23 protein-coding genes and 1 tRNA gene are annotated in these 25473 nt (G+C 53.8%); 20 read left to right on the top strand and 4 right to left on the bottom strand.

Features of this window, described 5'->3' with window-relative positions; translation table 11 throughout:
* Positions 1-3: 3 nt before the first annotated feature.
* On the bottom strand, positions 4-570 hold the full coding sequence (locus tag HFN16_RS00380; protein WP_168888812.1) for a UbiX family flavin prenyltransferase: 567 nt from the start codon (positions 568-570) through the stop codon (positions 4-6).
* 372 nt (positions 571-942) lie between these two features.
* Between HFN16_RS00380 and HFN16_RS00375 the strand changes: the two genes are divergently transcribed.
* Positions 943-1019, top strand: a tRNA-Arg gene (locus HFN16_RS00375).
* 125 nt (positions 1020-1144) lie between these two features.
* Positions 1145-1636, top strand: coding sequence for a hypothetical protein (locus HFN16_RS00370; protein WP_168888811.1), 492 nt, complete (start codon positions 1145-1147; stop codon positions 1634-1636).
* 71 nt (positions 1637-1707) lie between these two features.
* Here the strand turns inward: HFN16_RS00370 and HFN16_RS00365 are convergent, their stop codons facing one another.
* The gene (locus HFN16_RS00365; protein ID WP_168888810.1) at positions 1708-2121 is read right to left on the bottom strand and encodes a bacteriohemerythrin; all 414 of its coding nucleotides are present in this window, start codon (positions 2119-2121) and stop codon (positions 1708-1710) included.
* Between the two features lie 611 nt (positions 2122-2732).
* Here HFN16_RS00365 and HFN16_RS00360 point away from each other — a divergent pair.
* Positions 2733-4577 (top strand): UbiD family decarboxylase, encoded by a 1845-nt coding sequence (locus HFN16_RS00360; protein ID WP_168888809.1) that lies wholly within the window; start codon positions 2733-2735, stop codon positions 4575-4577.
* A gap of 117 nt (positions 4578-4694) precedes the next feature.
* A complete protein-coding gene (locus HFN16_RS00355) occupies positions 4695-5204 on the top strand; it encodes a hypothetical protein (protein WP_168888808.1) in 510 nt (169 codons plus the stop codon).
* 71 nt (positions 5205-5275) lie between these two features.
* Here HFN16_RS00355 and HFN16_RS00350 read toward each other — a convergent pair whose 3' ends face one another.
* Both HFN16_RS00350 and HFN16_RS00345 read right to left on the bottom strand, forming a co-directional pair.
* Positions 5276-5671 (bottom strand): Hpt domain-containing protein, encoded by a 396-nt coding sequence (locus HFN16_RS00350; RefSeq protein WP_348771064.1) that lies wholly within the window; start codon positions 5669-5671, stop codon positions 5276-5278.
* Positions 5672-5676: 5 nt separating this feature from the next.
* The gene (locus tag HFN16_RS00345; RefSeq protein ID WP_168888807.1) at positions 5677-6609 is read right to left on the bottom strand and encodes a chemotaxis protein; all 933 of its coding nucleotides are present in this window, start codon (positions 6607-6609) and stop codon (positions 5677-5679) included.
* Positions 6610-6830: 221 nt separating this feature from the next.
* On the opposite strand from HFN16_RS00345, the gene HFN16_RS00340 reads away from it, so the two are divergent.
* The 16 genes from HFN16_RS00340 to ftsH all read left to right on the top strand — a co-directional run bounded on the left by HFN16_RS00340 (position 6831) and on the right by ftsH (position 25471).
* Positions 6831-9785 (top strand): NAD-glutamate dehydrogenase domain-containing protein, encoded by a 2955-nt coding sequence (locus tag HFN16_RS00340; RefSeq protein ID WP_168888806.1) that lies wholly within the window; start codon positions 6831-6833, stop codon positions 9783-9785.
* Between the two features lie 85 nt (positions 9786-9870).
* Positions 9871-10386, top strand: a complete 516-nt coding sequence (tpx, locus tag HFN16_RS00335; RefSeq protein ID WP_168888805.1) for a thiol peroxidase — start codon at positions 9871-9873, stop codon at positions 10384-10386.
* 132 nt (positions 10387-10518) lie between these two features.
* Positions 10519-10875, top strand: a complete 357-nt coding sequence (locus HFN16_RS00330) for a metalloregulator ArsR/SmtB family transcription factor (protein WP_168888804.1) — start codon at positions 10519-10521, stop codon at positions 10873-10875.
* Positions 10876-10956: 81 nt separating this feature from the next.
* A complete protein-coding gene (locus HFN16_RS00325; protein WP_168888803.1) occupies positions 10957-12027 on the top strand; it encodes an SO_0444 family Cu/Zn efflux transporter in 1071 nt (356 codons plus the stop codon).
* Positions 12028-12174: 147 nt separating this feature from the next.
* Entirely contained in the window at positions 12175-13101 is a 927-nt protein-coding gene (locus HFN16_RS00320) for an ABC transporter substrate-binding protein (protein ID WP_168888802.1), read from the top strand.
* A gap of 3 nt (positions 13102-13104) precedes the next feature.
* Entirely contained in the window at positions 13105-13839 is a 735-nt protein-coding gene (locus HFN16_RS00315; RefSeq protein ID WP_168888801.1) for an ABC transporter ATP-binding protein, read from the top strand.
* Positions 13833-14594 carry an ABC transporter permease subunit gene (locus tag HFN16_RS00310; RefSeq protein ID WP_168888800.1) on the top strand — a complete coding sequence of 254 codons (762 nt, stop codon included), beginning with the start codon at positions 13833-13835 and terminating at the stop codon, positions 14592-14594. Before HFN16_RS00315 ends, HFN16_RS00310 begins: the two co-directional genes overlap by 7 nt.
* A 41-nt stretch (positions 14595-14635) precedes the next feature.
* Entirely contained in the window at positions 14636-15187 is a 552-nt protein-coding gene (locus tag HFN16_RS00305) for a hypothetical protein (RefSeq protein ID WP_168888799.1), read from the top strand.
* Between the two features lies 1 nt (position 15188).
* Positions 15189-16157, top strand: a complete 969-nt coding sequence (locus HFN16_RS00300; RefSeq protein WP_168888798.1) for a PhoH family protein — start codon at positions 15189-15191, stop codon at positions 16155-16157.
* Complete coding sequence (ybeY, locus tag HFN16_RS00295) at positions 16154-16603, top strand: rRNA maturation RNase YbeY (protein ID WP_168888797.1); 450 nt, start codon at positions 16154-16156, stop codon at positions 16601-16603. Before HFN16_RS00300 ends, ybeY begins: the two co-directional genes overlap by 4 nt.
* Positions 16604-16616: 13 nt before the next feature.
* Entirely contained in the window at positions 16617-18188 is a 1572-nt protein-coding gene (locus HFN16_RS00290; RefSeq protein ID WP_168888796.1) for an ATP-binding protein, read from the top strand.
* An 87-nt stretch (positions 18189-18275) separates the two neighbouring features.
* A complete protein-coding gene (locus tag HFN16_RS00285) occupies positions 18276-19421 on the top strand; it encodes an ABC transporter substrate-binding protein (protein ID WP_168888795.1) in 1146 nt (381 codons plus the stop codon).
* A 133-nt stretch (positions 19422-19554) separates the two neighbouring features.
* Complete coding sequence (gene argF, locus HFN16_RS00280) at positions 19555-20454, top strand: ornithine carbamoyltransferase (RefSeq protein WP_168888794.1); 900 nt, start codon at positions 19555-19557, stop codon at positions 20452-20454.
* 23 nt (positions 20455-20477) lie between these two features.
* Complete coding sequence (locus HFN16_RS00275) at positions 20478-21713, top strand: argininosuccinate synthase (protein WP_168888793.1); 1236 nt, start codon at positions 20478-20480, stop codon at positions 21711-21713.
* Between the two features lie 152 nt (positions 21714-21865).
* The gene (argH, locus tag HFN16_RS00270; RefSeq protein WP_168888792.1) at positions 21866-23254 is read left to right on the top strand and encodes an argininosuccinate lyase; all 1389 of its coding nucleotides are present in this window, start codon (positions 21866-21868) and stop codon (positions 23252-23254) included.
* A 180-nt stretch (positions 23255-23434) separates the two neighbouring features.
* A complete protein-coding gene (gene ftsH / locus HFN16_RS00265; protein WP_168888791.1) occupies positions 23435-25471 on the top strand; it encodes an ATP-dependent zinc metalloprotease FtsH in 2037 nt (678 codons plus the stop codon).
* Positions 25472-25473 lie beyond the last annotated feature (2 nt).

Below are 25473 nucleotides of genomic sequence, written 5' to 3'. Positions count from 1 at the left end.
CTCCTATTCACCCCAGCGTTTAAAAAGATTGTGGGGGATGTCCAGTTGATCGAGCACCTTGCCAGCCAGATGGTCAGCGAGGTCTTCGATGGTTTTCGGGCGATGATAAAAGCCCGGGCTTGCCGGTAATATGACAGCCCCAGCCTGATTGGCCGTGAGCATATTCTGTATATGGATGGAATTGAGCGGTGCTTCGCGCGGTACGATGATGAGTGGCTTGCGTTCCTTGAGTGCGACATCCGCGGAGCGGTGAATCAGGTTGTGCCCGAACCCGGTGGCCACGGCGGAAAGAGTGGCCATGGAGCATGGGCAAATAATCATTCCGCTGTGCTGCCAGGAACCGCTGGCAGGAGGGGCGGCAATGTTGTCCGGCGCATGAACTGCATAAGCGCCGTCCATGAGCGCATCCAGGGGGATATCGGTTTCCATGGCAAGTACTTTGGTGGCGGCATCGGAAATAATGACGTGCAACTCCACGTCGTCCCTGTGACCTAACGCCTTGACCAACGATACGGCATACAGGGAGCCACTTGCACCAGAAACTGCCAGAATGATACGTTTTTTATCCATTAATCCCCCGAAGTGAGTTCAATCAGATATGGAGCCTGATTTTCAGACGCACTTCCTCTAAATATATTTTGAACATTATAGACTTTTTTTAGACTTTTTTGCAAGCGAAATCCCTATGCCCTTAGAAAAGGTATATATTTAATGAAATGCATCTATTCCCATTCTCACTCCTTTCATATAACCTTGACAAAGAAGTAGCCGAAGTATAGCTACATCTGTCTCCCGAATTGGCTTTTGTCAGTTTGGCAGGTTGTTTGAAATAAGTACGAGCGCTAGGCGCAAGCGACCAGCAGGACCGCCGCGTATTTTAATACGCAAGGGGCTGATGATCGCGCAGCAACGACGCGATCGGGCTTATTTCAAACAACCTGCGGGCTATTAGCTCAGTTGGATAGAGTGCTTGCCTCCGGAGCAAGAGGTCACAAGTTCGAATCTTGTATAGCCCGCCACAGGAAAACGAAAAGACCCAAGGTTTTGCCTTGGGTCTTTTTTGTTGTTCTTTACAAAGGAAATGAACCTGTGTTTAAGATAAGTTGCAAATTCATCTTATGTCTAACAATCCCAAGGGGGAGCCATGCGTAGACTGACTGTGTTTCTCATTGCAACTGTATTGATGCTGGCCGTTGTGTCTCAGGCATCGGCAGCCACGCCGGAACAGTTCAAACCGATCCGCATTGTGGATAACATTCTTGCTTTCGTCGATATCGAGGGTGATGCCTTTACTGCGGAAGAGGTGCGGGAAAAGGCGTTGGAAGCCTTTGCCAAGAACATGCGTGGCATGGAAGTCAATGACGGCGCATATGTGAATAATTATCCGGCGGCAGGCTACAAGCTGGAGAACGTGGGCTATATCATCATTAAAGTGATGTCCATGCGTACTGAGGCGGGCCTGAATGTATATCACTATCACTTCGAGTTCGGCATCCCGCCAAGACAAGTCTACTGGGATACCGCTACGATGGGAGTTGCTCCTACCAGTCGTGCTCTGAAGAAAGAGGTTTTCGAGGATGTCGATGAGGTGATGCAGGCCTTTGCCAAGGAGTTCTTCAAGCTTCGGGGTGAGTAGTCAGCAGAACGCCCATGTCCCAATGCCCAGATAAAAGGCCCGCCAATTGGCGGGCCTTTTCATTGCAGTGGTTAGGGTTGGGACTCTTCGCTTGTCTCAGGTTTGGGCATGTAGGGGATGTATTTTTTGTCCTGATCCATAATGTGAGAAGTGAGCCAACGACTGAGGAATACAAAAATCTGTGAGAGATTGGTTTTCTCAAACTGTTTCTTCTTGAATTCGAGCACTTCATTGTTGAATTTGGCGTGCTGGAACTTGTGTGCCTGTAGATCGGGGACCCCGCATTCTGCCATCATTTTTTCTTCAGTGGCAAAGTGCGTAATGGCGTAATCCTGCATCTTGTCGAGGAGTTCACCCATTCGATGCTCATCGTGTCGCTGTACTGCTTCGTATGCGGCATTGAGGAGGTCGATCAGAATTCTGTGCTGTTCATCAAGTTCTTCCACGCCCACGGCCATGGATTCATCCCATTCCATCAAGGTCATTGTTGCCTCCAGTGTGGTTGGTGGTATGGGTAGTTTAACCCAAACTCGAATAGCAGTAAATTTTCAGGTTACATTATTATTCAGGATGTGAACCATCTTAAACGGTTATGTTGTGGCTGGGTGAAAATACCCCATCTGGAAGTCTGATTGGATGATAAATTATAATACCAAGGGACTTGAGGATGTGGTTGGCTGCAAACTGAGCAAATACCCGTTTTTGGAGGTTTATGATGCGTAATTTGTCAACCATGTCAAACAGTTGTGTTCAGTGTGTATACCACAGGAATGGTTGCATCCTGAATCGCAAAAGGCCATGGAATGCCCGGAGTTGTGATGATTACAGACCGTACTGCCTAGTATGTAGTTATCCCAAAGTTTTCTGTAACACGTGCCGCAATATTGGTTTCAAGAGTCTGAAGCCGTTAGAAATGGACATGAAGCAGAGCTTCAGTGTGAATCCCCTGAATTTCGATTGCGTATGGCACCCGCCTCAGCAGGTGCAATTGTAACCACGTTTGCAGAATCGGTTCCCGCACATCCCAGATTATCCGCTTAACTTTTCCTCGCTTTACGTCTAGATTGTCACGCCAGAAAAGCAAAGGGAACCACAAATGGGATACACAAATACTCGGCAGTGCCTCGACGCTCTTGAGGCCAAGGGAGACCTCGTTCGCATCGACAAGGTAGTTGATGCCAATATCGAGATCGGCGCGATTCAGCGCAGGGTTTTCCAGGCCAAGGGACCAGCGCTCCTTTTCACCAACGTGAAAGGGTGCCGCTTCCCCATGGCTGCGAACATCTACGGCACGAAGGAGCGAATGCGCTTCATTTTTCGCGACACCATCGCCATGGTCGAGCGGTTGATGAAGCTCAAGCTTACGCCCATGGAATTTCTCAAGCGTCCATGGGAATACTTGGGTGCGCCCAAAACTGCCTGGCATACTTTGCCTAAAAAAGTATCGAGCGGGCCGATCATGGAAAACGAGACCGTGGTTTCGAGCCTGCCGCAACTCATTTCCTGGCCCATGGACGGTGGCGGGTATGTCACCCTGCCGCAGGTCTATTCCGAGAGCCCGGATATGCCCGGTTTTGCCGGGTCCAATCTCGGCATGTATCGTGTCCAGTTGACTGGTAACGATTTCATCCCGGATGAGGAAGTAGGCCTGCATTATCAGATTCATCGAGGTATCGGACACCATCATGCGCAGGCCATTGCCAATGGCGAACCGTTGAAGGTGAACATTTTCGTGGGCGGTGCGCCTTCCATGGCCCTTGCCGCCATGATGCCTCTGCCCGAAGGCATGCCGGAACTGTTCTTCGCTGGCGCCATGGCCGGACACCGGATTCCCATGGTTATGCGCGAGGACGGGCTGCCTGTCCCGGCCGAAGCGGATTTCTGCATCTGCGGCTCGGTGCTGCCGGATGTGGAAAAGCCCGAAGGACCGTTTGGCGACCATCTTGGTTACTACAGCCTGGCGCACGACTTCCCGGTCCTCAAAGTGGATAAGGTCTACCATCGCAACGACGCGGTCTGGCCGTTCACGACAGTGGGACGTCCGCCTCAGGAAGACACCATGTTCGGTGATTTTGTCCACGAACTCACAGCCGACCTGGTTCCTGCGGTCTTCTCCGGTGTGCATGAAGTTCACGCCGTTGACGCGGCAGGCGTGCATCCGCTCCTGCTTGCCGTGGGCAGCGAACGCTACGTGCCGTACGCCAAGGAACGTCAGCCGCAGGAGTTGCTGACCAATGCCATGGCGCTTCTTGGCAACACCCAGACTTCGTTGTCCAAGTATGTGCTGATTGCCGCCCGCGAGGACATGGAGCCGGGCGGTTCCTGTCACGATATTCCGGGCTTCTTCCGCCACCTGCTGGAACGCGTGGACCTGACCCGTGATCTGCATTTCATCACCCGGACCACCATCGATACTCTTGATTATTCGGGCATCAGTCTGAATCAGGGGTCCAAGCTGGTTTGGGCCGTAGCCGGTTCGGTCAAACGCAAACTTTCCGTCGAGATGCCGTCCGGCCTTGATCTGCCGCGTGGCTTCCGTGATCCGCAAATCATGGCGCCGGGCATTCTTGTCATCAAGGGGCCCAAGCATCGTCGCAAGCGTGATCAGCAGGATCCGGCCATGGAACGTCTCGGGCCGATCCTTGCCAAGGCCAAGGGTATCGAAGGTTTCCCCATGGTCGTGGTGGTCGACGATGCCGAGTTCACGGCCAAGAATTGGGATAACTTCCTTTGGGTGACCTTCACCCGCTCCGATCCCGCAACCGATATGTACGGCGTCAACGGCTTCACCCATGCCAAGCACTGGGGAGCCGAGACCGCTGTCATCATCGATGCCCGCCTCAAGACCTACCATGCACCTCCGCTGGAGGATGACCCAGAGGTCGAGAAGCGTGTGGATGAGCTGGGGGCGCCCGGCGGACCGCTGCACGGTATTATTTAACGTAACAAGGGCTGCTCCGGATGGGGCGGCCCTTTTCTTTTGGCGTCAATCATTTGCCAAATGGATTGTATGATTAGGTGAAATGGGGTAGTTGGGCTGGTCAATGGAGATTGAATTATGGATGAGAAAGTACTGCGTGATTTGAAGTTGGCTTTTGCCTGCGACTTGTATGAGACCATCAAGGCGGCGCGTAAGCATCGGGATGAATCGGTCTTTCGCCACACCATGGCTGATGAGGATGGTCAGATGGTGTTTGCCTCGGTTTTCCCCAAAAAGGAAATTATGGAATTCCCGGATATGACCGAGGAGTTCGTGGCCAAACTGAAGACCTTCAACCTGCTGGGCGTTGTCACTGACGGTGAGAGCGGACTTGATATGTTCCTGTTGGGGGGATCCAACAAGCCGTTTACCTCGCTGACGGATACCAAAGGCGTCATGAAATGCCTGGAAGACGATGCGCTGGTGGCATTCCTTCAATTGTATTTCAAGGCCAAGGGCGTGATGATCGACTTCACGGTCATGACCCATGACGAGTTCCTCAAGGCTGTGGAAAGTGAAGTGTTCAAGAATACCTCGTTCTCACAGATGCAGGAAGCCGGAGATTTCCTCAAGATGATGGAAAACTAGGCTGGAAAACAGCGTGAAAAAAAGGCCGCTCCCAAAAGGAGCGGCCTTTTTTATTGGTATATCAATAAGAGTTAGGCTTCGGTTTCCATGGCTCGCTTCAAAGCCATTTCAAGCATGGCAGTGTGAAGACGGATAGAGATGTTTTCGCTCTGATCCACGTTTTCAATGAGTTCACGGAGCTTGTCCACGGATTCGAGACACGCGGTGATGACCATTTCCTCGGCTTCCAGCTTGCACTGGCGGATCATTTCAAAAACGTTCTCAAGCTTGTGTGCAAGTTCCTCGATGTTTTGGAGCTTGAGCAGGTTTGCTCCTGCCTTGACCGAGTGGGCGTCGCGAAAGATGGAGTTCACCAGATTGGGCTCGCAGCTTTTGAGCTGTTCAAGCCGCAAAAGACCCGATTCGATAGAATCGAGTCTTTCAGTTGTCTCTTCCAGGTAGACTTCGAGTACCTCGTCTCCGAACAAATTTATTAACCTTCTATCAGTTTGAGAGCTTCTTCAGGAATTCTGTGGAGGTCAGGCTTGGATATCTGCAAATTGGCACCAACCGATTCGCCCTTATGCCTCAGCTCCTTTGTGATGATGGACGAGTACAGGATAACCGGTAGTTTTTGCAAGACCGAATCTTCCTTAATATTCTTTGTCAGGCTAAATCCGTCCATAAGCGGCATTTCAATATCGGAAAGTACTATGTCGACGAATTCTGTAATGTCCTTACCTTCGGATTCGGCTTGTTCCTTGAGGGCCATGATCTTGTTCAGTGCTTCCTGACCGTTATTTGTGATAATGGGCTTGAGGTTTGCCTCGGTCAGGTTCTGCTTGAGCATGGTTCGAATGGTTTGGGAGTCGTCTGCCACCAGTACTTTGTACTGTGTTTCGGAGATAGTCATCTCTTCATCCATCTCTGGTTCGATCTGGGTGAGGATGGTTTCAAGGTCAAGCAGCTGGATGAAATGGTCGCCCTTGTCTACAAGGCCGACGATGGCGTCGGTAGACTGGGAAATAACGCTGGTGGGCGGAATGACTTCGCCCCAACCTACACGGTGAATTTCGGTAACGCCTGAAACAAGGAAGCCGGTGACGGACTTGGAAAACTCGGTGACGATGACAATATCGCGCTCGGTCTTGGGCATGTTGAGTTCCAGCCAGACGGAAAGGTCGAGCACTGGCAGAATCAGGTCGCGCAGAGGGATGGTTCCCATGAAAGATGGGTGGGGCGCAGATTCGGGCGGCTCCAGATTGGGAGTTTCTATGACCTGCATGACCTTGGCAACGTTGATGCCGAAGTAATTCTTGGCTTCTTTACCGTTTTCCAGCGTCTCGATGATGTAGAATTCCAGGATTTCCAGCTCGTTGGTACCAGTCTCCAGCAAAATACCGGTATCGATTGCGCTCTTATTCATTTTTTACCTCATTCCACGGTTCGTGTACGGGTCCCCATGACCCGACTTCTAAGTATATACAGCGGTGAAAAGTTTATGTCCACGATATTGGGTTGTTAACGAGATATTTATAATACGTTGTATGGAAGAGAGGATGATTCGGTTCTTCTTGACTCCTTGTTGTGAGCCATGCACAAGGGGAACATGTGGGAAAGTTTTTAAATACCCTATTGGAGTGAAGAATGAGCGACAATGTTAATGTTGACCCGTCTGATATTCGTTTCAAAGTGGAAACAAAGCTGCATGAAGCAGCGACCAAACTGATTCCCTGGTTCCTTTCCGATATGCCGGAATACTACTTCCGTACGCATACCGAGGAAGAGCAACTCAAACACGTCATGGCCCTTGTCTCGGGCATGGTTCGCGACGAAAAACAGTCCATGGCTCTGCACAGTCCTTGTGGCACCATGGTCACGCACATTACTCCGGGCGGAGACATGAAAGCCCTTGCCGGAGTGCTGCGTGAGTATTTGGATAGGGATATCCAGATTGCCCGTATTTATTCCAGCAGGGATGATTCCATCCGGCTGGACACCTTCATATTCGGCCCCCAGCCCAAGTGCGCGGGCGGCACTAACCTGCAAAACGCCTTGAATATGGCTCGTGAAGGCGTGGTGAAAGTTGACTCGGAAGACATGGAGGCCTTTGAGCATTTTCTGTCTTCCGCCAGTGAAGATTATGTTGAAAAATTCGAGTCGGGAAGGGCGCTGCGTCACTTCAAGGCCTGTGGCTGCGTTGAGAATCACGAAAAGGTGCAGGTGTTGTTGGAGAAGAATGTGCACCCCGGATTCGACAGAATCTCCATAGCCATGGAAAACCCGCCGCGAAAAGGCCTTCTGCTCAGAGTGGTCAATATCTTTGCCCGGGAAGAAATTCCGGTTGATCGAGCCTATTCCGATGAGTTTGACCGAGGTGAGAAGTCGACCATTGCGGTCATGAGTTTCTATCTTGATCGTTCTCGTATCGACTTGCAGGAAGACTCCGAGCAGTGGCGTCGCCTCAAGCGTCAGTTCGAGCTGACCAAATGGTTTGCCTTTCACGGTTTGGAAGCGTTGGCCGACGAAGAAGGCTGGGAGCTGGGGCAGGTCATGCTCATGCAGGCTGGATGCGAGTTCGCCCACCAGTTCCTGGTGAGCGAGGATCTGCATGCCTACTCGTCTGGGCGGATTACCTACTCTGTGCTGAAGCACAGGGAGATTGCACAAAAACTGATGGATTACTTCGATGCCCGCTTCAATCCTGATTTCAAAGGTGACCGCGAAGCGGCCCGCAAGGAACGCAGGGCCATCGTGCGCAAGGCGATCAGCAATGTTGGCAACGATGTCCATCGACGCATTTTGCTCTATATATATCGTTTCTTCCGATATACCCTGCGGACCAACTACTACCTGCCGGACAAGATAGGGCTGAGCTTCCGCATTGACCCATTGATTCTTGCCCCTATGCCTAAGGACAAAAGGCCGTTTGGAATATACTGCTTCCACGGCCCGTACAGCTTCGCCTTCCAGGTGAGGTATCGTGACATGGCCCGTGGTGGCGTTCGTGTTGTTCGCACCTGGTCTCAGGATCACTTTGAATTGGAGTCCAACAGGCTGTTCGACGAAGTCACCAAGCTGGCGAGTGCGCAGCAGTTCAAGAACAAGGATATCCCCGAAGGTGGCTCCAAGGCCGTTATCCTCCTCGGCCCCGAGGCGGATATCGATCTGGCCGTGAAGTCCATGGTTGATTCCTTCCTTGATCTGTTGATTATTCCTGAAGGGACTGATGGATTCGTCCAGCCCGGCATCGTGGATTACCTTGGTCGTGAAGAGGTGATCTTCCTTGGTCCGGACGAGAATATAACCCCGGATCATATCAACTGGATCGTGGCCCGGGCCGCCAAGCGCAAGTACAAGTGGCCCAGCGCGTTCATGAGCTCCAAGCCGGGTGCAGGTATTGCCCACAAGGAATATGGCGTCACCAGTGAAGGTGTCATTGTCTTTGCCGATGAGCTGCTCAAGACATTAGGGATCGATCCCTTGAACGAGCCCTTCACCGTAAAAATTACGGGCGGCCCAGCGGGCGATGTTGCCTCCAATGTCATCAAGATTCTGGTGCGTGAATACGGCGAGAATGCCCGTATAGTGGCTATGACAGATGGTCATGGCGCTGCGTACGATCCGGATGGCATGGATCATGGAGAACTGATGCGTCTTATCGATAACGCACTCAAGACGTCTCACTTCGACAAGGCCAAGCTCAAGGGCGAAGGTGCGTTCGTGGTATCCACGGATGATCCGGACGGCACTCGCATCCGCAATGAACTGCATAATACGGCTGTTGCTGACATCTTCATCCCGTCTGGCGGCAGGCCGGATACCATCAATATGTCCAACTGGAAGAACTTCCTGCAGGCCGACGGCACTCCGTCCGCAAGAGGGCTGGTGGAAGGCGCGAATATCTTCATCTCTGCCGATGCCCGTGCCGAGATGGAAAAGGTAGGCGTTCTGGCTGTGCCCGGCCCGTCTGCCAACAAGACTGGCGTCATCTGCTCCTCTTACGAGATTCTTGCTGGGCTTATTCTGACAGAAGATGAGTTCCTTGAAATCAAGAAGGATTACGTTGCCCAACTGCTCGATATCCTGCGTATGCGTGCCCGAAGTGAAGCGCGTGTGCTCATGCGAGAGTTTAAGCTGGCTGGTGGCACGCGAACCATCACCGAGCTTTCCTACGAGCTGTCCGAATCCATCAATACGCTGGCTGACAGGGTCGCGAAAGTGTTGGAGGAAAGCGTTGAAAAGGTGGCGGATGATCCCAGGCTCGTTGAGGCCATGCTCTCCTATTGCCCAGCCATTTTGGTGGAAAAGTATCGTGATAGAGTTATTAATGATATACCTCGTCGTCACCAACTTGCGCTGATCGCATCTTTTGTTTCTGCCAAGATGCTGTATCAGGAGGGCATGGGATGGGCTGATAATCTGGTGGCGGTCCGCGATGTGCGCGATGTCATCTTCGGCTATCTTGAAGAAGAGAAGGAGCTGGCTGCTCTTATGGCTGAAGTCCGCGCTGCTGGTTTGGAGCACGCAGACAAGCTGGAAGAGATTCTCGAGTTCGCCGGGCGCAAGCATCTCATGCTGAATAAGCTGGGGCTTGGATGATATTATTAAAAAAGTAGTTGATTCCAGCGGCTGAAGTGATTATAGGAATCATTACCAAATCGAAAATAACCGCAAGGAGAGTATTATGAGTGAGAGAAATGGAGCCTGCACCTTCCAGGGTAACCCCCTGACGCTGGTGGGCGCTGAAGTAAAGGTCGGTGATGTAGCCCCTGAGTTCAACCTGGTCGCAAACGATCTGTCCCCAGCCACCCTTGCTGACTACAAGGACAAGGTCGTCGTAATCGCTGCCGTGCCGTCTTTGGACACCCCGGTCTGCGACATGGAGACCCGCCGCTTCAACAACGAAGCTGCCGCTCTCGGTGACGACGTCGTTATTCTGGCCGTTTCCATGGATCTGCCCTTTGCCCAGGCCCGCTGGTGCGGCGCTGCAGGCGTTGAGGCCGTAAAGACCCTGTCCGACCACAAGGATGCTTCCTTCGGTGAAGGGTGGGGCGCTCTGATCAAGGAACTTCGCCTCTTGACCCGCGCCGTGTTCGTAGTGGGCAAGGATGGCAAGGTTGCCTACGCCGAGTATCTCAAGGAGATCACCGAGGAACCGAATTACGACGCCGCTCTGGCTGCCGTTAAGGAACTCGTTTAATAACCGACTGAAATAGTATGCAATAAGCCGCTTCCTGTCGTAGGAAGCGGCTTATTTGTTGATATAGCTTGACTCGTGCATGGTTCAACGGTAGATTTATTACACCTGAGCAAGTACTCATGTGAGGTAGATATGTCGAATATTGCATGTAGTGATACTGATAAGCACTCGGAGAACGTGGCAAAGGTCAAAGCCCGTATGCTCTCCGAACGAGACTTCCTGTTTATGGCAGAGTTGTTCAAAGCGCTGGGTGATTACACTCGCGTTCGAATTTTGTACGCCCTGTCCATCAATGAATTGTGCGTGTGCGCCTTGGCCGAGGTGTTGGACATGTCTCAGTCTGCCATCTCTCATCAGCTCCGTCTGCTTCGTGCGGCCAAGCTGGTGCGCTATCGCAAGGAAGGCAAGAACGTTTTCTACGCTCTGGATGACGACCATGTTCGTAATCTGGTCACCCAGGGACTGGACCATATTCGTGAGGGGAGCTAATCCTCCCCTCCCTTTTTTTTACTATTTTATATGAATAGATATTCAATTATAACATATATTGATATTGAAAGGATGATATAAATGGAACTCCTGACAAACATCATTGTCGAATCTTGGCATGTGCTGGTGGAGGCCGGCCCTTATGTGCTTTTTGGCTTTTTTGTAGCGGGCCTTCTCAAAGCTTTTGTGTCCGATTCCTTTTTGGCAAAACATCTTGGGGGCCGGTCTGTCTGGTCCGTTATCAAGGCCGCAGTTATTGGCGTGCCTCTGCCGTTATGCTCATGCGGCGTGCTGCCCGCGGCGCTCGGCCTGCGTAAGCAGGGGGCAAGCAAGGGCGCGACGACCGCATTCATGATCTCTACGCCCGAGACCGGGGTGGACTCCATGGCTGTGACCTATGCGCTCATTGACCCCATCATGACTGTGGTTCGGCCTGTTGCTGCGTCCATTACAGCCATATTCGCCGGGGTATTGGTCAATGCATTTCCAGAAAAGGAACCAACCTCCGCGCCGCTGGAAAGTTTAATGGCAAATGTTCATGACCATGGACATGAAGGATGCGGCTGTTCTGATGGCCGCTGCGACATCGACGGTAATCGCACCTTCATGGGCAAGTTCATGGACGGAATGCATTACGCCTTTGGCGAAATGATCGGCGATATCGGTCGGTGGCTCATGCTTGGCGTACTCATTGCGGGTGTCATTTCTGCTGTTATTCCGCAGGATGCCCTGAATGAATATGTTGGCACAGGCTTCCTGTCTTATCTCGTCATGTTGGTGGTGGCCTTACCGCTGTACGTTTGTGCTACGGCTTCAACGCCCATAGCCGCGTCGCTGTTGCTAAAGGGGCTTTCTCCGGGGGCTGCTCTGGTTTTCCTTCTGGCCGGCCCGGCGACCAATGGTGCCACCATTACGGTCATGCTCAAGACGCTCGGCAAGCGGGCCGCATTTCTCTACGTAGCGGCTATCGTGATTTGTTCGTTGGGCTTGGCCTTTGTGGTCGACCAGCTGTACATCGCTCTTGGTCTCGATATCCGCGCCGTGGTCTCTGAAGTTGGTGAGACCCTGCCGCATTGGGTTGGCGTCGCCAGCGGGCTTATTCTCGCGGCGTTGGTGGCAAAGAGCTTCTTGCGATCTGAAGGTGGTGGTTGAAGCTAGACATGCCCGTCTGGATGACGGGCAAATAGTTGTAATCTTTATTACCGCGAATAATGGCGGGCCGAAATAACCTTCGGCCCGCCTTTTCTTTCATTCGGGGGCGTGCTACATAATCGCCAACAAAAATAGGGAGATTTCAGGATGAAAAAGATAGTGCTCGCCATGGCGCTCATGTTGCTCTTTTCTATGTCGGCCCATGCCGAAAATACCAAGATTCGATTCGGTATTTTGCCGGTGCTCGATACGCTGCCGCTGCAAGTGGCCGTGCAGGATGGTCTGTTCATAGGGCAGGGGCTTGATGTCGAGTTGGTCCGCTTTGCCTCTGCGCTGGAGAGGGACACCGCGCTGCAGGCCGGGCAGCTGGATGGTTACTTTGGCGACCTGATCGCGGCCTGCATGTTGGTGAACAAGAACGTGCCGATGTACGTGGCGCTGACATCCTGGCGAACCACTCCCGGCTTCCCCATGTTTGGCATTGCCCAGTCTCCCGCAAAGAAGGGTGCCATGCTCGGTGCCATGCAGGGAGCCAGTCTTGGCCTTTCCAAATCTACGATCATGGAATTTCTGGCTGACAAGATCAGCGACAGTCTTGGCATTGGCCATCAATATTTCGAGCAGATCGAAATTAAGAAAATGCCCATTCGTTTGCAGATGTTGCTTACCGATCAAGTAGACTGCGCCTTGCTGCCTGAACCGCTGCTCAGTCTGGCCAAGTTCAAGGGCGGCGGCGTACTCGTGACCGCGGAAAAGTTGAATATCCCGCTTACCGTACTCTCTCTGCACCGCAAGTTTTTCCTCGATGGAGCAGATACCTACATTCGTTTCATTACGGCCTATAAGGAAGCCGTTAAGCGTCTTCGTAATGATCCCGAGAAGTATCGTCAGCTCATGGCTGAAACTTGCCGGATTCCCGGCCCGCTGGTGGCGGAGTTCCCCATCTACCCCTATCCCATGCCTTCTTTGCCTACGACAGCAGAGCTGGATGAAGTGCAGGAATGGATGGTGGAGAAGGGCATGCTGAAACGCCGTTTGCCACACGAACTGATGCTTTCCCCCATCATCCCCTAGTCGATGCTCAAGGCAGATAATCTGGCAAAGAACTATGGTGGCGAGGCCGTTCTGAGAGATGTCTCCTTCACGCTTGATCGTGAGGAGACTCTTGCTGTTGTCGGTCCGTCTGGGTGCGGTAAAACCACGCTGCTGTATCTCCTGAGCGGCTTGACCCATCCGGATACGGGACAGGCATTGTTGGACGGCAATCCGATCACCGAGCCTTCTCCGGATATCTCCATCATTCTTCAGGACTATGGTTTGCTGCCGTGGAGGACGATCATCGACAACGTCGCCCTTGGTCTCAAGGTGCGTGGTGTTGGCCGGGCCGAACGACTGGAGCGGGCGCAGGCTCAACTGGCCGAAGTGGGCATCGTTGGCCGTGACAATGATTTTCCTGCCAACCTGAGCGGTGGCGAGCAGCAGCGCGTGGCCATTGCCCGTGCATTTGTTTCCTGTCCGCGCCTCATGCTGCTCGACGAGCCTTTTTCTTCTCTGGATGCCCTGACGCGTGAGCGGTTGCAGCGTGCGCTGCTCGAAGCGTGGCAGGTGCGCCGCATCCCCTACGTGCTGGTTACTCACTCGTTGGAGGAGGCCGTGGTGCTCGGTAAAAAGATCATGGTCATGTCGGGGCGTCCGGCCCGTCCGGTCAAGGTCTTTGACAACCCCGGCTTCGGCAATGAGGCCATTCGTGATACACCCGAGTGCTTTGAGCTGCTCAAGGAACTGCGGCACACGGTGGAGGCGTTATGGTAGGCTGGGCCAAAACCACTCTTCGATACATCGCGGTCATCGCGTTTATCGGTATCATGTGGAAGCTGGCGGCCGTGGCGCTCGGCGGCGTGATACTGCCGCACCCGGAAGAGGCCTTCCGCATCTTCTTTTTCGCCATGGGCACCGAGCTGTTCTGGGAGCATTTTTTCGTCAGCGCTTACCGCGCGGTAGCTGGTATGGCCTTGGCGTGGTTCGTGGCGTTCCCGTTGGGATTGGTCATGGGCAGCGTCAAGAGTGTGGACGATCTGTTGGCCCCATTCATTTTTCTTACGTATCCGGTGCCCAAGATTGTGCTGCTTCCCATCTTTTTGCTCCTGCTTGGGTTGGGGGATGCGGCCAAGATAGCCATGATCGCACTGATTCTCGGCTACCAGATTTTAGTGACCACTCGGGATGGTGTTAAATCCATCCATCCGAAATATTATGATTCTGTTCTCTCGCTGGGTGGCTCTCATTTTGACGTGCTGCGTGAGGTGTTGCTGCCCGCAGCCCTGCCGCATGGCTTCACGGCCTTGCGTCTTGGCACCGGCGTGGCGGTGGCCGTGCTCTTCTTTGTGGAATCCTTTGCCACTACTAGAGGGCTGGGCTATATGATTATGGACGCCTGGGGCGCAATGGACTACCTGACCATGTTCACCGGCATCCTAGGCATGTCCATGATGGGCGCAGCATTGTATGAGATCGCCAACCTTTTGGAGCGGCGACTGTGTAAGTGGATGTTTTTGAGGGGTAAATAGTGAGATCCTGTTTTTGTATTTTATCGATATGTATATTTGTTATGGTTGGCTGTGTTCCGAAGAAGGCTGTCACTAGTGAAGTATCAGATTGGAATAGTCACACTGTTGGCCCATTCAAATTTGAGTTGGCCAAGAAGTTTGAAAAACTTGGGACAACGCCGGAACTCATTCGAGTAAAACAAAGGTTGAACTTTCGTGTAGATGCGACGGTATTTGCGGATTCGACAAGTCCTTCAAGGGTGTATGAAGGGGTTATGGTGAGCCTCGGAAGAGGGGGGCCTGGCCTTAACTTACGTGTTGTCAGAAAAGGTTCCAAGCAATGGCTTGGTGATTTGCAGTATGTTTATCGTGTATATATCCAACGGTCTGACGATCCTGCTTTGAAAGGAATTGAAAGGCTTTATCGTTCAGGTGGTTATAAACAGAAGGCAGAAAAGTACGTTGTACTTGAGTTTATCCGAGGCTCCGGCTCTGAAGCCAGAAAGATTCGTTATTTCATAGATGCTGAGGAAGTAGCCAGAGAGTTGAGAGATAATAACAAGCTGACTCAGTATATGCTTGGTAGATTTAACCATATTTTCAAAGTGATATAACATGTCCGCAACCAAACTCGAATTCGATAACGGCCAATTGGCTGTCCAGCTTTTTGGGCCGCAGAATCAGCATCTGAAGCTCCTGAGCGAACGCATCGGCGTGAAGCTGGAGAGCCGGGGCAATGTTGTGTCCATTGTTAGTGATGACGCTGACCGGGCAGACCTCGCCGGGCAGGTGCTTACGCAGCTTTATGCCATGCTCAAGGCCGGAAAGAATATTTATCCGCAGGACGTTGATTTTGCCTGCCGCGTGTTGGAGCGTAAGCCTTCCGCCGATGTTGGTGAGGTGTTCAAGGACGATGTGTACGCTACCTCGGGTAAGCGCACCGTTGCGCCCAAGTCGCTTAACCAGCGCGAATATCTCGATGCCATCCGCGAGGCGGATATGACCTTCGGCATCGGCCCCGCCGGTACGGGTAAGACCTATCTGGCTGTGGCCATGGCCGTGGGCGCACTGGTACGGCGCGAGGTCAAACGAATCGTGTTGACCCGTCCCGCAGTGGAAGCAGGGGAAAAGCTGGGCTTTCTGCCCGGTGATCTGGTGGAAAAGATCAATCCCTATCTGCGTCCTCTCTACGATGCTCTGCACGACATGCTCGATTTCGCCAAGGTGCAGGAGTACCAGGAAACCGGTGTCATCGAAGTGGCTCCGCTGGCCTTCATGCGAGGGCGCACTCTCAATGATGCATTCATCATTTTGGACGAAGCTCAGAATACCACGCCGGAGCAGATGAAGATGTTTCTGACCCGTCTCGGTTTTGGCTCACGGGCGGTAGTTACGGGTGATGTCACCCAGATCGACCTTCCCGTGCATTCCAAGTCCGGTCTGCTCCATGCGCGCAAGATTCTGGACGGCGTCAAAGGCATCCGCTTCATCGAATTCGATGAGCATGATGTCATCCGCCACCCCTTGGTCGGACGGATTGTCCGCGCTTACGACAAACATGAAGCTGGCGGTGGCAAACGATGAAGCAGAACGTGACGGTCATTCGCGAAACCCGGTTGGATCCGGCCTTTCCTTTGTCGCGGCAGGAGCTGCGGCAGTTGGTGGGTGTGATCCTCGATTCTCTGGGGCTGGAGGAATCCTCTCTGGAGATCAAGCTGGTGGACGACTGTGAGATCGCACGTCTCAACAAGGAATTCATGGGCTGCACCGGACCGACCAATGTGCTGAGTTTTCCGGCAGAGGAGAGCGAGGAGCATGGCGGGGACGAGTCCTATTTGGGCGAACTGGCCTTGTCCGTTGACGCAGTGTCCCGTGAATCCGATCTGTATCATCAGCCGCCGGTGCTGCATCTGGCGCGCCTGTTGGCCCACGGCATCCTTCATCTGGCCGGGCATGATCACGGTGAGGTGATGTATGACCTCACGGACGCGGCTGTTGATCGCGTGGAACTGGAATATCTGAGCGACTGAAATGGGGTGATTGATGGCCGGGCGTAAACTCATCAAGGGCAAGAAGCTCTACAAGATTCTCTTCATCGGTGTCATTTTCACCGTTCTGGCGGTTGGCTCACTGGCGATCCTCGGCGTGAGAGCTGTCCGACATGATGCCGCAGTGGTGGCTGTAGAGAGTTCTGCTCGCGGTGTGGTGGGTGCCGTTACCGTTTTGATTAACGCCCTGACTGCCAATAACGCGGAGATCGGATCAAAATCTCTCATAAGTATGAAGCCTTCGGTGCTCCGGGCTACGCTTTCAAGGATGATCAAGGGGCACGATCAGCTTGCTTCCATCATTATTTCCGATGCTTCCGGTCTTCGCTACATGCTTTCCCGCCGTAGCGATGGCATGATGGAAGTGGTGCCTGATAAGACCAATACGAGTGTCTTTGAATGGACATACGTGAGGCCCGACGGCATGGAATACAAGTCCGGGGCCGAGTATATTTTGAGTCGTTTCGTTGTAGGAAGAGCTCTGGCTAATGAGTTCATCCATCTGAGGCCGGGACAAGTAAACTGGCGTAGCGCCGACATGTTTCAGGCGCCCGGTGGCGCATGGTTGGCTGCCTCCACTCTGATTCAGGCCGACGGCAAAAACTACATGATTTCCTATGTTTTTCCTGTGGATGCCGTGCTCAGTCATCTGGGCAGCGCGGAAAAGGGCAATGCTGAGAAAGTCTTCCTCTACTGGAAGAACGGCAAGGTTCTGGCCGTGGCTCCCACGCTCGAAGCAGGAGGTGTGGAAAGCGCATTGAGTGAAGCCATGGCGGTGGACAAGTTGACCGACCCCGTGTTGGTGGCAGCCTCTGATAAACTGGCGTCCAGCAAGGCCGCTCGAAGGGCTCCGTTCAGTTACTCGGTCGACGGTGAAGTTTGGTGGTCGTATGTCATGCCGCTTTCGGTGTTTGGCGACACCCTTTCTCTTGGTGTGGCCGTGCCGCGAAAAAATATTGTCTCTGCGCTGACGAGCGACCGTTTCCTGCAAATGTTCGGCGGAGCGTTGGTCCTGTTTGCCAGCGCTGTCTTGTTCGTCCTTTACAGAAATCGTGCGCGTATCGAGGCCATTGGAGTGGGGCAGAAGAAGCCCCGTACAGCATCGGACATCCTTGCTCTCATTGAAGAGGGTGAAAGCCGGACGCTGGAGTTCAAGCAGACCATGCGCTTCAACCTCAAGTCTGGCAAGAATGGGCGTGAAATTGAACACGCCGCCATGAAGACCGTGGCCGGATTCCTGAATTCCGATGGCGGAACATTGCTGGTGGGCGTGGCTGATAATGGTGACATTACTGGCTTTGATGAAGACAAGTTCGAGAGTGAAGACAAGGCTATGCTCCATTTCAATAATTTGGTGAACAGCCATATTGGAACCGAGTTCTCTCGTTATCTTGATACAAAGATTGTCGAGATTGAGGGCAAGCACGTTCTTCGCGCGTATTGTCTCCCTGCGTCAGCTCCGGCCATTTTGGACAACGGCAAGAGCGAAGAGTTCTATGTCCGCAGTGGGCCGGCAAGCCGTCAGTTATCCTTGAGCCAGTTCTACGAATGGCTTCAGAATCACTGATTCGATTTATCGTACATTCGAAATATTATAACGCCTTTGCACTCTGTATAGGATTGGCGTAGTCTGCCTTACTACGAGGTGGATTGCATGATCTGTGAGCGAGTGAATTTGACTTCCCTGTGCATCCTTCTGATGCTGTTCGCTGTCCTGACAGTCGGTTGGGCCGTGTCTCCTGCGTACGCTGAATCACCAATCAAAATAGCTATGATCACTGCCAAAACCGGGGTTGCCGGGGCCACCAATATCGTTTCTTTCGATGCTGCCCAATTCGTTGTGAAGGAGATCAACGAGCAGGGCGGTATCCTTGGCCGAAAGGTAAAACTCCTCGAGTACGACAACAAGAGCACACCGGAAGGGAGTGCTGAAGCTGCGCGAGCCGCTATCAAGGACGGTGCCGTCGCTGTGGTCGGGTGCAACTGGAGCTCTCACTCCATTGCCATGGCCAAAGTGTTGCAAGAAGCCGGAATCCCAATGATCTCGCATATGTCCACCAACGAAGCCGTGACCAAGGTGGGCGATTTTATTTTCCGTATCTGCTTTACTGATTCCTTTCAGGGAGGCGGTCTGGCCCGCTTTGCCCGTGCGCGGTTGAAGTGCAAGACCGCCGTGGTGCTGGTGGATGAGAACAGAGCTTACAGCATGGGCTTGGCCAAGACATTCACCGAGGCCTTTGAGCGATTGGGCGGCCTGGTTGTTTGGACCGGCGGCTACCGCGAAGACGATGACGTGGATGAGATTCTCAAGAAGGTTCTCGTTCAAGATCCCGATGCCCTGTTTGTGCCGGGGGGGTACTCAGATGTCGGTAAGATCTTCGGAAGGGCGCGCGACTTTGGGCTTCGCGCCGAGCTATTGAGCGCCGATGGCATTGGCATGAAGATGTTTGAGTATATCGGTGAGAAGGCCAATGGTATTTACTATTCCGGTCACTGGAGTCGTTGGGTGGACACCCCGCTTTCCAAGCGCTTTGTCAAGGAATTCGAGGCAGAACATGGGGCGATAAAAGAAGATACTCAGCCGTTGGTTTACGACAGCTTCATGCTCTTCAAGGATGCCATGGAACGTGCAGGTTCCACAGATGGGAAGTCTGTGCGTGATGCTTTGGCAACGACACAGAGATTTGAAGGAGTGACCGGAGAAATCAGCTTTGACGAGAATGGAGACCCTATCAAGCCGTTGGTCATCAGCGAGTTGAAGTTCGGCGGGAGCATGTATCTCGAACGCATTATGCCCTGATTTTTCGTTGTTTGGCCTTTTTCGCCCGCGAGCGCCCGCCCAGCCTCAATTTCCTTTACTTTGATATAATATTGGGTCACACTCCTTCTCTTTCGTTTTATCATCGGCAATCGAAGAATGGAGTACACACACGATGCCCAAGAATTTTCTGACCATTCTGGACATCCCTAGGGATGAGGCCCAACAGGTGCTGCTGCGCGCCAAAGAGATGAAGGACAACAAAGTCCGTACTGACCTTTTGGCCGGCAAGACCCTGCTCTTGATTTTTGAAAAGGCTTCCACTCGTACCCGAGTGTCCTTTGAAGTCGGCGTCCGCCAGCTCGGCGGCGATCCGGTTTTTATCGCTTCCAAGGATTCTCAGCTCGGCCGTAGTGAGCCTCTCAAAGACACCGCTCGCGTACTATCGCGATACGCGGACGGGCTCATCGTGCGAACTTTCGGCCAGGAGAAGCTCGAAACCCTGGTCGAATACGGCGACATCCCTGTGGTCAACGCGCTGACCGATGAATATCATCCCTGCCAGATCATGGCTGACGTGCTCACCATGTACGAGCGCACCCCGAAGCTGGAAGAGCTGAAGGTGGCATGGGTAGGCGATGGCAATAACATGGCTCACTCCTTCATTAACGGCGCTGTACCCTTTGGTTACCAGCTGTCCCTCGCATGCCCCAAGGGCTACGAGCCGGATGAAGAAATTCTGGACAAGGCCCGCGGCCTGGGTGCGGTCATTACATTGACCGACGATCCGGCTGAAGCCGTGGCCGGTGCACATTACGTCAATACCGACGTCTGGGCATCCATGGGCCAGGAAGAAGAGCAGGCCAAGCGTGAAAAAGCGTTTGCAGGCTACATGGTTGACGATGCCCTCATGGCCAAAGCCGCCGAGGATGCCAAGTTCATGCATTGCCTGCCCGCGCACCGCGAGGAAGAAGTCAGCGAGTCCGTGTTCGAGAGCCCGGCTTCCATTGTTTGGGATCAGGCCGAGAACCGCCTCCACATGCAGAAAGCAATCCTTGAATGGATTTATAAATAAAGAGTATTAGAGAGAGTTATACAATGAGCAAAATCGAAAAAGTTGTTCTGGCCTACTCTGGTGGCCTGGACACCTCCATCATTCTGAAGTGGATCAAGAACCACTACAATTGCGAAGTGGTTACCATGACCGCTGACCTCGGTCAGGGTGAAGAAATGGAAGGCCTGGAAGAAAAGGCCATGTCCACTGGTGCCTGCAAGGCATACGTGGAAGACATGCGCGAAGAATTCGTACGTGACTACGTCTTCCCCATGTTCCGCGCCAACGCCCTGTATGAAGGTCGTTACCTGCTCGGCACCTCCATCGCCCGTCCGCTGATCTCCAAGCGCATGGTTGAAATCGCTGAAATGGAGGGCGCACAGGCTGTTGCCCACGGTGCAACCGGTAAGGGTAATGACCAGGTCCGCTTCGAGCTGGCCACCATGGCTTTGAACCCGAAGCTCAAGACCATCGCCCCCTGGCGCGAGTGGGAGCTGAAATCCCGTACCGATCTGATCAATTTCGCCAAGGAAAACGAGATTCCCATCCCGGTTTCCCGCAAAAAGCCTTGGTCCATCGACGCCAACCTGCTGCACACCTCCTTCGAGGGCGGCGAGTTGGAAGATCCGTGGAACGCCCCCGGTCCGGATTGCTACCGCAACATCACTCCGCCCGAGCTGTGCCCGGACGAGGCTGAAGAGATCACCATCGACTTCGAAGCCGGTGATCCCATTGCCGTCAACTCCGTGAAATACTCCCCGGCTGCACTGCTGGCCAAGCTCAATGAGCTGGGTGGCAAGCACGGCATCGGTCGTGTCGACATGGTTGAAAACCGCTTCGTGGGCATGAAGTCCCGTGGCGTGTACGAGACCCCGGGCGGCACCATCATGGCTGCTGCTCACCGTGACCTTGAAGGCGTCTGCATGGATCGTGAGATGATGCACCTGCGTGATTCCCTGATCCCGAAATACGCCACCATGGTATACAACGGCTTCTGGTTCTCTCCGGAGCGCGAAGCCTTGCAGGCCATGATCGACAAGTCTCAGGAGAAGGTAACCGGTACCGTCCGCCTGAAGTTGTACAAGGGCAATTGCATCCCCATGGGCCGCAAGTCCCCGTTCTCCATGTACAACCCCGAACTGGCCACCTTCGAGGAAGACTACGTTTACGACCAGGCCGACGCAGAAGGCTTCATCAATCTGGTGGGTCTGCGTCTCAAGGGGCGCATGCAGCAGTCCAAGTGGGGCGGCAAGGACACCGACGACACCTGCGAGAGCTAACCTGTTGAAAAACAGTGATCTGCGTCGTTGCTGCGGAGCAATCAAATCCTCGCGTAGGAAGACTACGCGTCGGCCTTGATTGCTCCTTGCGCCTAGCAGCTCACCATTTTTGAACAGTTTGAAATAATAAGAAATTCAACGGAAGCTGAATTATGGCAGAAAAAAAAATGTGGGGCGGTCGGTTTGCCGAAGGCACCGCCGCTTCCATGGAAGCATATTCCGAGTCCGTGTCCTATGATTGGCAGCTCTATGCCGAGGACATCCGTGGCTCTCAGGCCCATGCTCGCGTGTTGGCGAAGCAGGGCTTTTTGACCGAGGACGAGGCCGCGCAGATTTGCGAAGGTCTCGACAAGGTCAAGGCCGAGATCGAGGCCGGCGATTTCGAATGGAAGACCGAGATGGAAGACGTTCACATGAACGTTGAGTCTCGTCTTACCGACATCATCGGCCCGCTGGGCGGCAAGCTGCACACCGCGCGTTCCCGTAACGATCAGGTGGCACTTGATTTCCGCCTCCATGTGGCAGCCCGTCTCGCTTCCTGGAAAGAATATCTGGCCTCCCTGATTGAGGTTTATGTGGCCCGCGCCGAAGAGCACAAGGAGACCTTGCTGCCCGGTTGCACCCACTTTCAGCCTGCTCAGCCTGTGAGCCTGGCGCATCATCTGCTGGCTTACTGTCAGATGTTCAAGCGTGATCTTGAGCGCGTGGAAGATGCCCTCAAGCGAGTGCGTGTCATGCCGCTGGGCGCTGCTGCGCTGGCCGGCACCACCCACCCGGTGAATCCGCAGGCCGTGGCCGATGATCTTGGCGTTGAGAATATCTTTGCCAACTCCATGGACGCTGTTTCCGATCGCGACTTCGCGCTGGAAGCCGTGTTCACAGGCAGCCTGATCATGACCCATCTTTCCCGTATGTGCGAAGAGGTCATCATCTGGGCCAATCCGAACTTTGGTTACGTGAAGCTGCCGGATCAGTATGCGACCGGCTCCTCCATCATGCCGCAGAAGAAGAACCCGGATGCCTGTGAGCTTATGCGCGGCAAGACCGGCCGTGTGGTTGGCTCCCTCATGTCCCTGCTGGTAGTGCTCAAGGGTTTGCCCATGACGTACAACCGCGATCTGCAGGAAGACAAGGAGCCGTTCTTCGATGCCGACAAGACCGTTACCGCATCCCTCGGTATCATGAAGGGCATGTTGGAACAGTTGGTTTTCGTGCCTGAGAAGATGCTGGCAACCGTGGAACGAGGCTTCCTCAATGCCACCGAGTTGGCCGACTATCTGGCTGCCAAGGGCGTACCATTCCGTGAAGCGCACCACATCACCGGTGCAGCTGTCGCCTTTGCCGAGGGCAAGGGCGTGGGACTGGAAAACCTGTCTCTGGAAGACTTCAAGCAGTTCTCTGCCGATATCGAGGAAGATGTTTTCGGCGTGCTCGATTATAGGGCATGCGTGGAACGCAGAACTTCCCCCGGCGGCACCGGTCCAGCTTCCGTGAACAAGCAGATTGGTGACCTGAAAGTATGGCTCGAAGCAATAAAATAGCCGTTTCGTAACAAAAATATGGGATACGGGGTATTTTTTGCCTCGTATCCCTTGATTTTTCATACAAGGGCATTACTCTAGATTCTCAGAAAAACGGTAATACTTGGGTCGCTATCCCCGTTACGCGATCCGCACACGAGGGCAGTGGGGCACCGCTCCTGATGCCCGGAGGAAGTTCCTTTGAACAACCACATGAAAAATCTGGTTATTTGGGCGATCATCTTCATTCTGATGGTTGTCCTCTTCAATCTATTTAACCAGCCGCCTGTCCCGCAGGACAACCCGTCCTACAGCGAGTTCCTCTCAATGGTGGACAATGGTGGCGTTTCCGAGGTCAAGATTCAGGGACCAAAGATCACCGGCGTGAAGAGCTCCGGTGAAAAGTTCCAGGTCTACACTCCGGAAGATCCCAAGCTTGTAGATACGCTCATTCAGAAGGGCGTCGAGGTGAAGGCCGAGCCGCCGGATGAGTCGCCGTGGTACATGACCCTGCTTCTCTCCTGGTTCCCCATGCTGCTGCTCATCGGTGTATGGATTTTCTTCATGCGTCAGATGCAGGGCGGCGGTGGAGGCGGCCGTGGAGCCATGAGCTTCGGTCGTTCCAAGGCGCGTCTTATCAACGAGGAGACCGCCAAGGTCACCTTTGAAGACGTTGCTGGTGTCGACGAAGCCAAGGAAGAACTCTCCGAGGTCGTCGACTTCCTGCGCGAACCCCGCAAGTTCACCCGCCTGGGCGGTCGTATTCCCAAGGGCGTTCTGCTGGTCGGTTCTCCCGGTACCGGTAAGACCCTGTTGGCACGCGCCGTTGCTGGTGAAGCTGGCGTTCCCTTCTACACCATTTCCGGTTCCGACTTTGTTGAAATGTTCGTTGGTGTCGGTGCATCCCGTGTGCGTGACCTCTTTGCCCAGGGCAAGAAGAACGCTCCGTGCCTGATCTTCATTGACGAAATCGATGCCGTTGGTCGTCAGCGTGGCGCTGGCCTCGGCGGTGGACACGACGAACGTGAACAGACCTTGAACCAGTTGCTGGTCGAGATGGACGGCTTCGAGTCCAACGAGGGTGTTATCCTCGTTGCGGCCACCAACCGTCCCGACGTTCTTGATCCGGCCCTGCTGCGTCCCGGCCGCTTCGACCGTCAGGTCGTGGTGCCCAGCCCGGACCTGCGTGGTCGCGAGCACATCCTCAAGGTCCACAGTCGCAGGACCCCGCTTTCCGGTGAAGTCGATCTGGAGAAGATCGCTCGCGGTACCCCCGGTTTTTCCGGTGCGGATCTGGAGAACCTCGTCAACGAGGCTGCTCTTCAGGCTGCCAAGGTTGGCAAAGACCGTGTGGACATGGGCGACTTCGAGGAAGCCAAGGACAAGCTGATGATGGGTGGCCGTGAACGCCGTTCCCTGATTTTGTCCGATGACGATAAGAAGACCACCGCTTACCATGAAGCTGGTCACGCACTGGTTGCGCGACTGCTGCCCGGTACTGATCCGGTTCACAAGGTCTCCATCATTCCCCGTGGCCGTGCGCTTGGTGTGACCATGCAGCTGCCCGGCGAGGATCGTCACAATTACTCCAAGACCTATCTCATGAATAATATGGCCGTGCTCATGGGTGGCCGCTGCGCCGAGGAGATTGTCCTCGACCAGCTCACCACGGGTGCGAGCAACGATATCGAACGCGCCACCAAGACCGCTCATTCCATGGTCTGCATGTGGGGTATGTCCGACAAGCTCGGTCCTCTGAGCTTCGGCGACAACCAGGAGCAGGTCTTCCTGGGCAAGGAACTCATCCATAACAAGAACTATGGTGAGGAAACTGCCAAGCTGATCGATTCCGAAGTCCGCCGCTTCGTTGAAGAGGCATATCAGACAGCTACCCAGCTGCTGAAGGACAACATGGAAGCGCTGGAAGCCATTACCCTGGCTTTGTTGGATCGCGAGACCATCACCGGTGACGATATCGATCTGCTGATGGAAGGCAAGCCGCTGCCGCCCATGGATAAGAACAACGGTGGACCGGCATCCGGCTCTACTGGTGGTTCCTCCACAGGCGAGAAGGCTGGAGCTCCTTCCAGCTACACCGCGGAAGGTAAGCCCTCCGGTCCCGGTTACCAACCGGTGAGCGAAGGCGAAACAAAGACTGACGATGGTGACGACTTCATCCTCGAGGACGGCGAAGACAAGCCCGGCCCCGAGGGAGACGGCGGCCCCAAGGTTCAGTAAAC

The sequence above is a fragment of the Pseudodesulfovibrio sp. zrk46 genome (genome assembly GCF_012516435.1).
GTDB lineage: Bacteria > Desulfobacterota > Desulfovibrionia > Desulfovibrionales > Desulfovibrionaceae > Pseudodesulfovibrio.
Note: the sequence above shows the minus strand (reverse complement) of the source record. Positions and strands in the feature narration are given on the sequence as shown.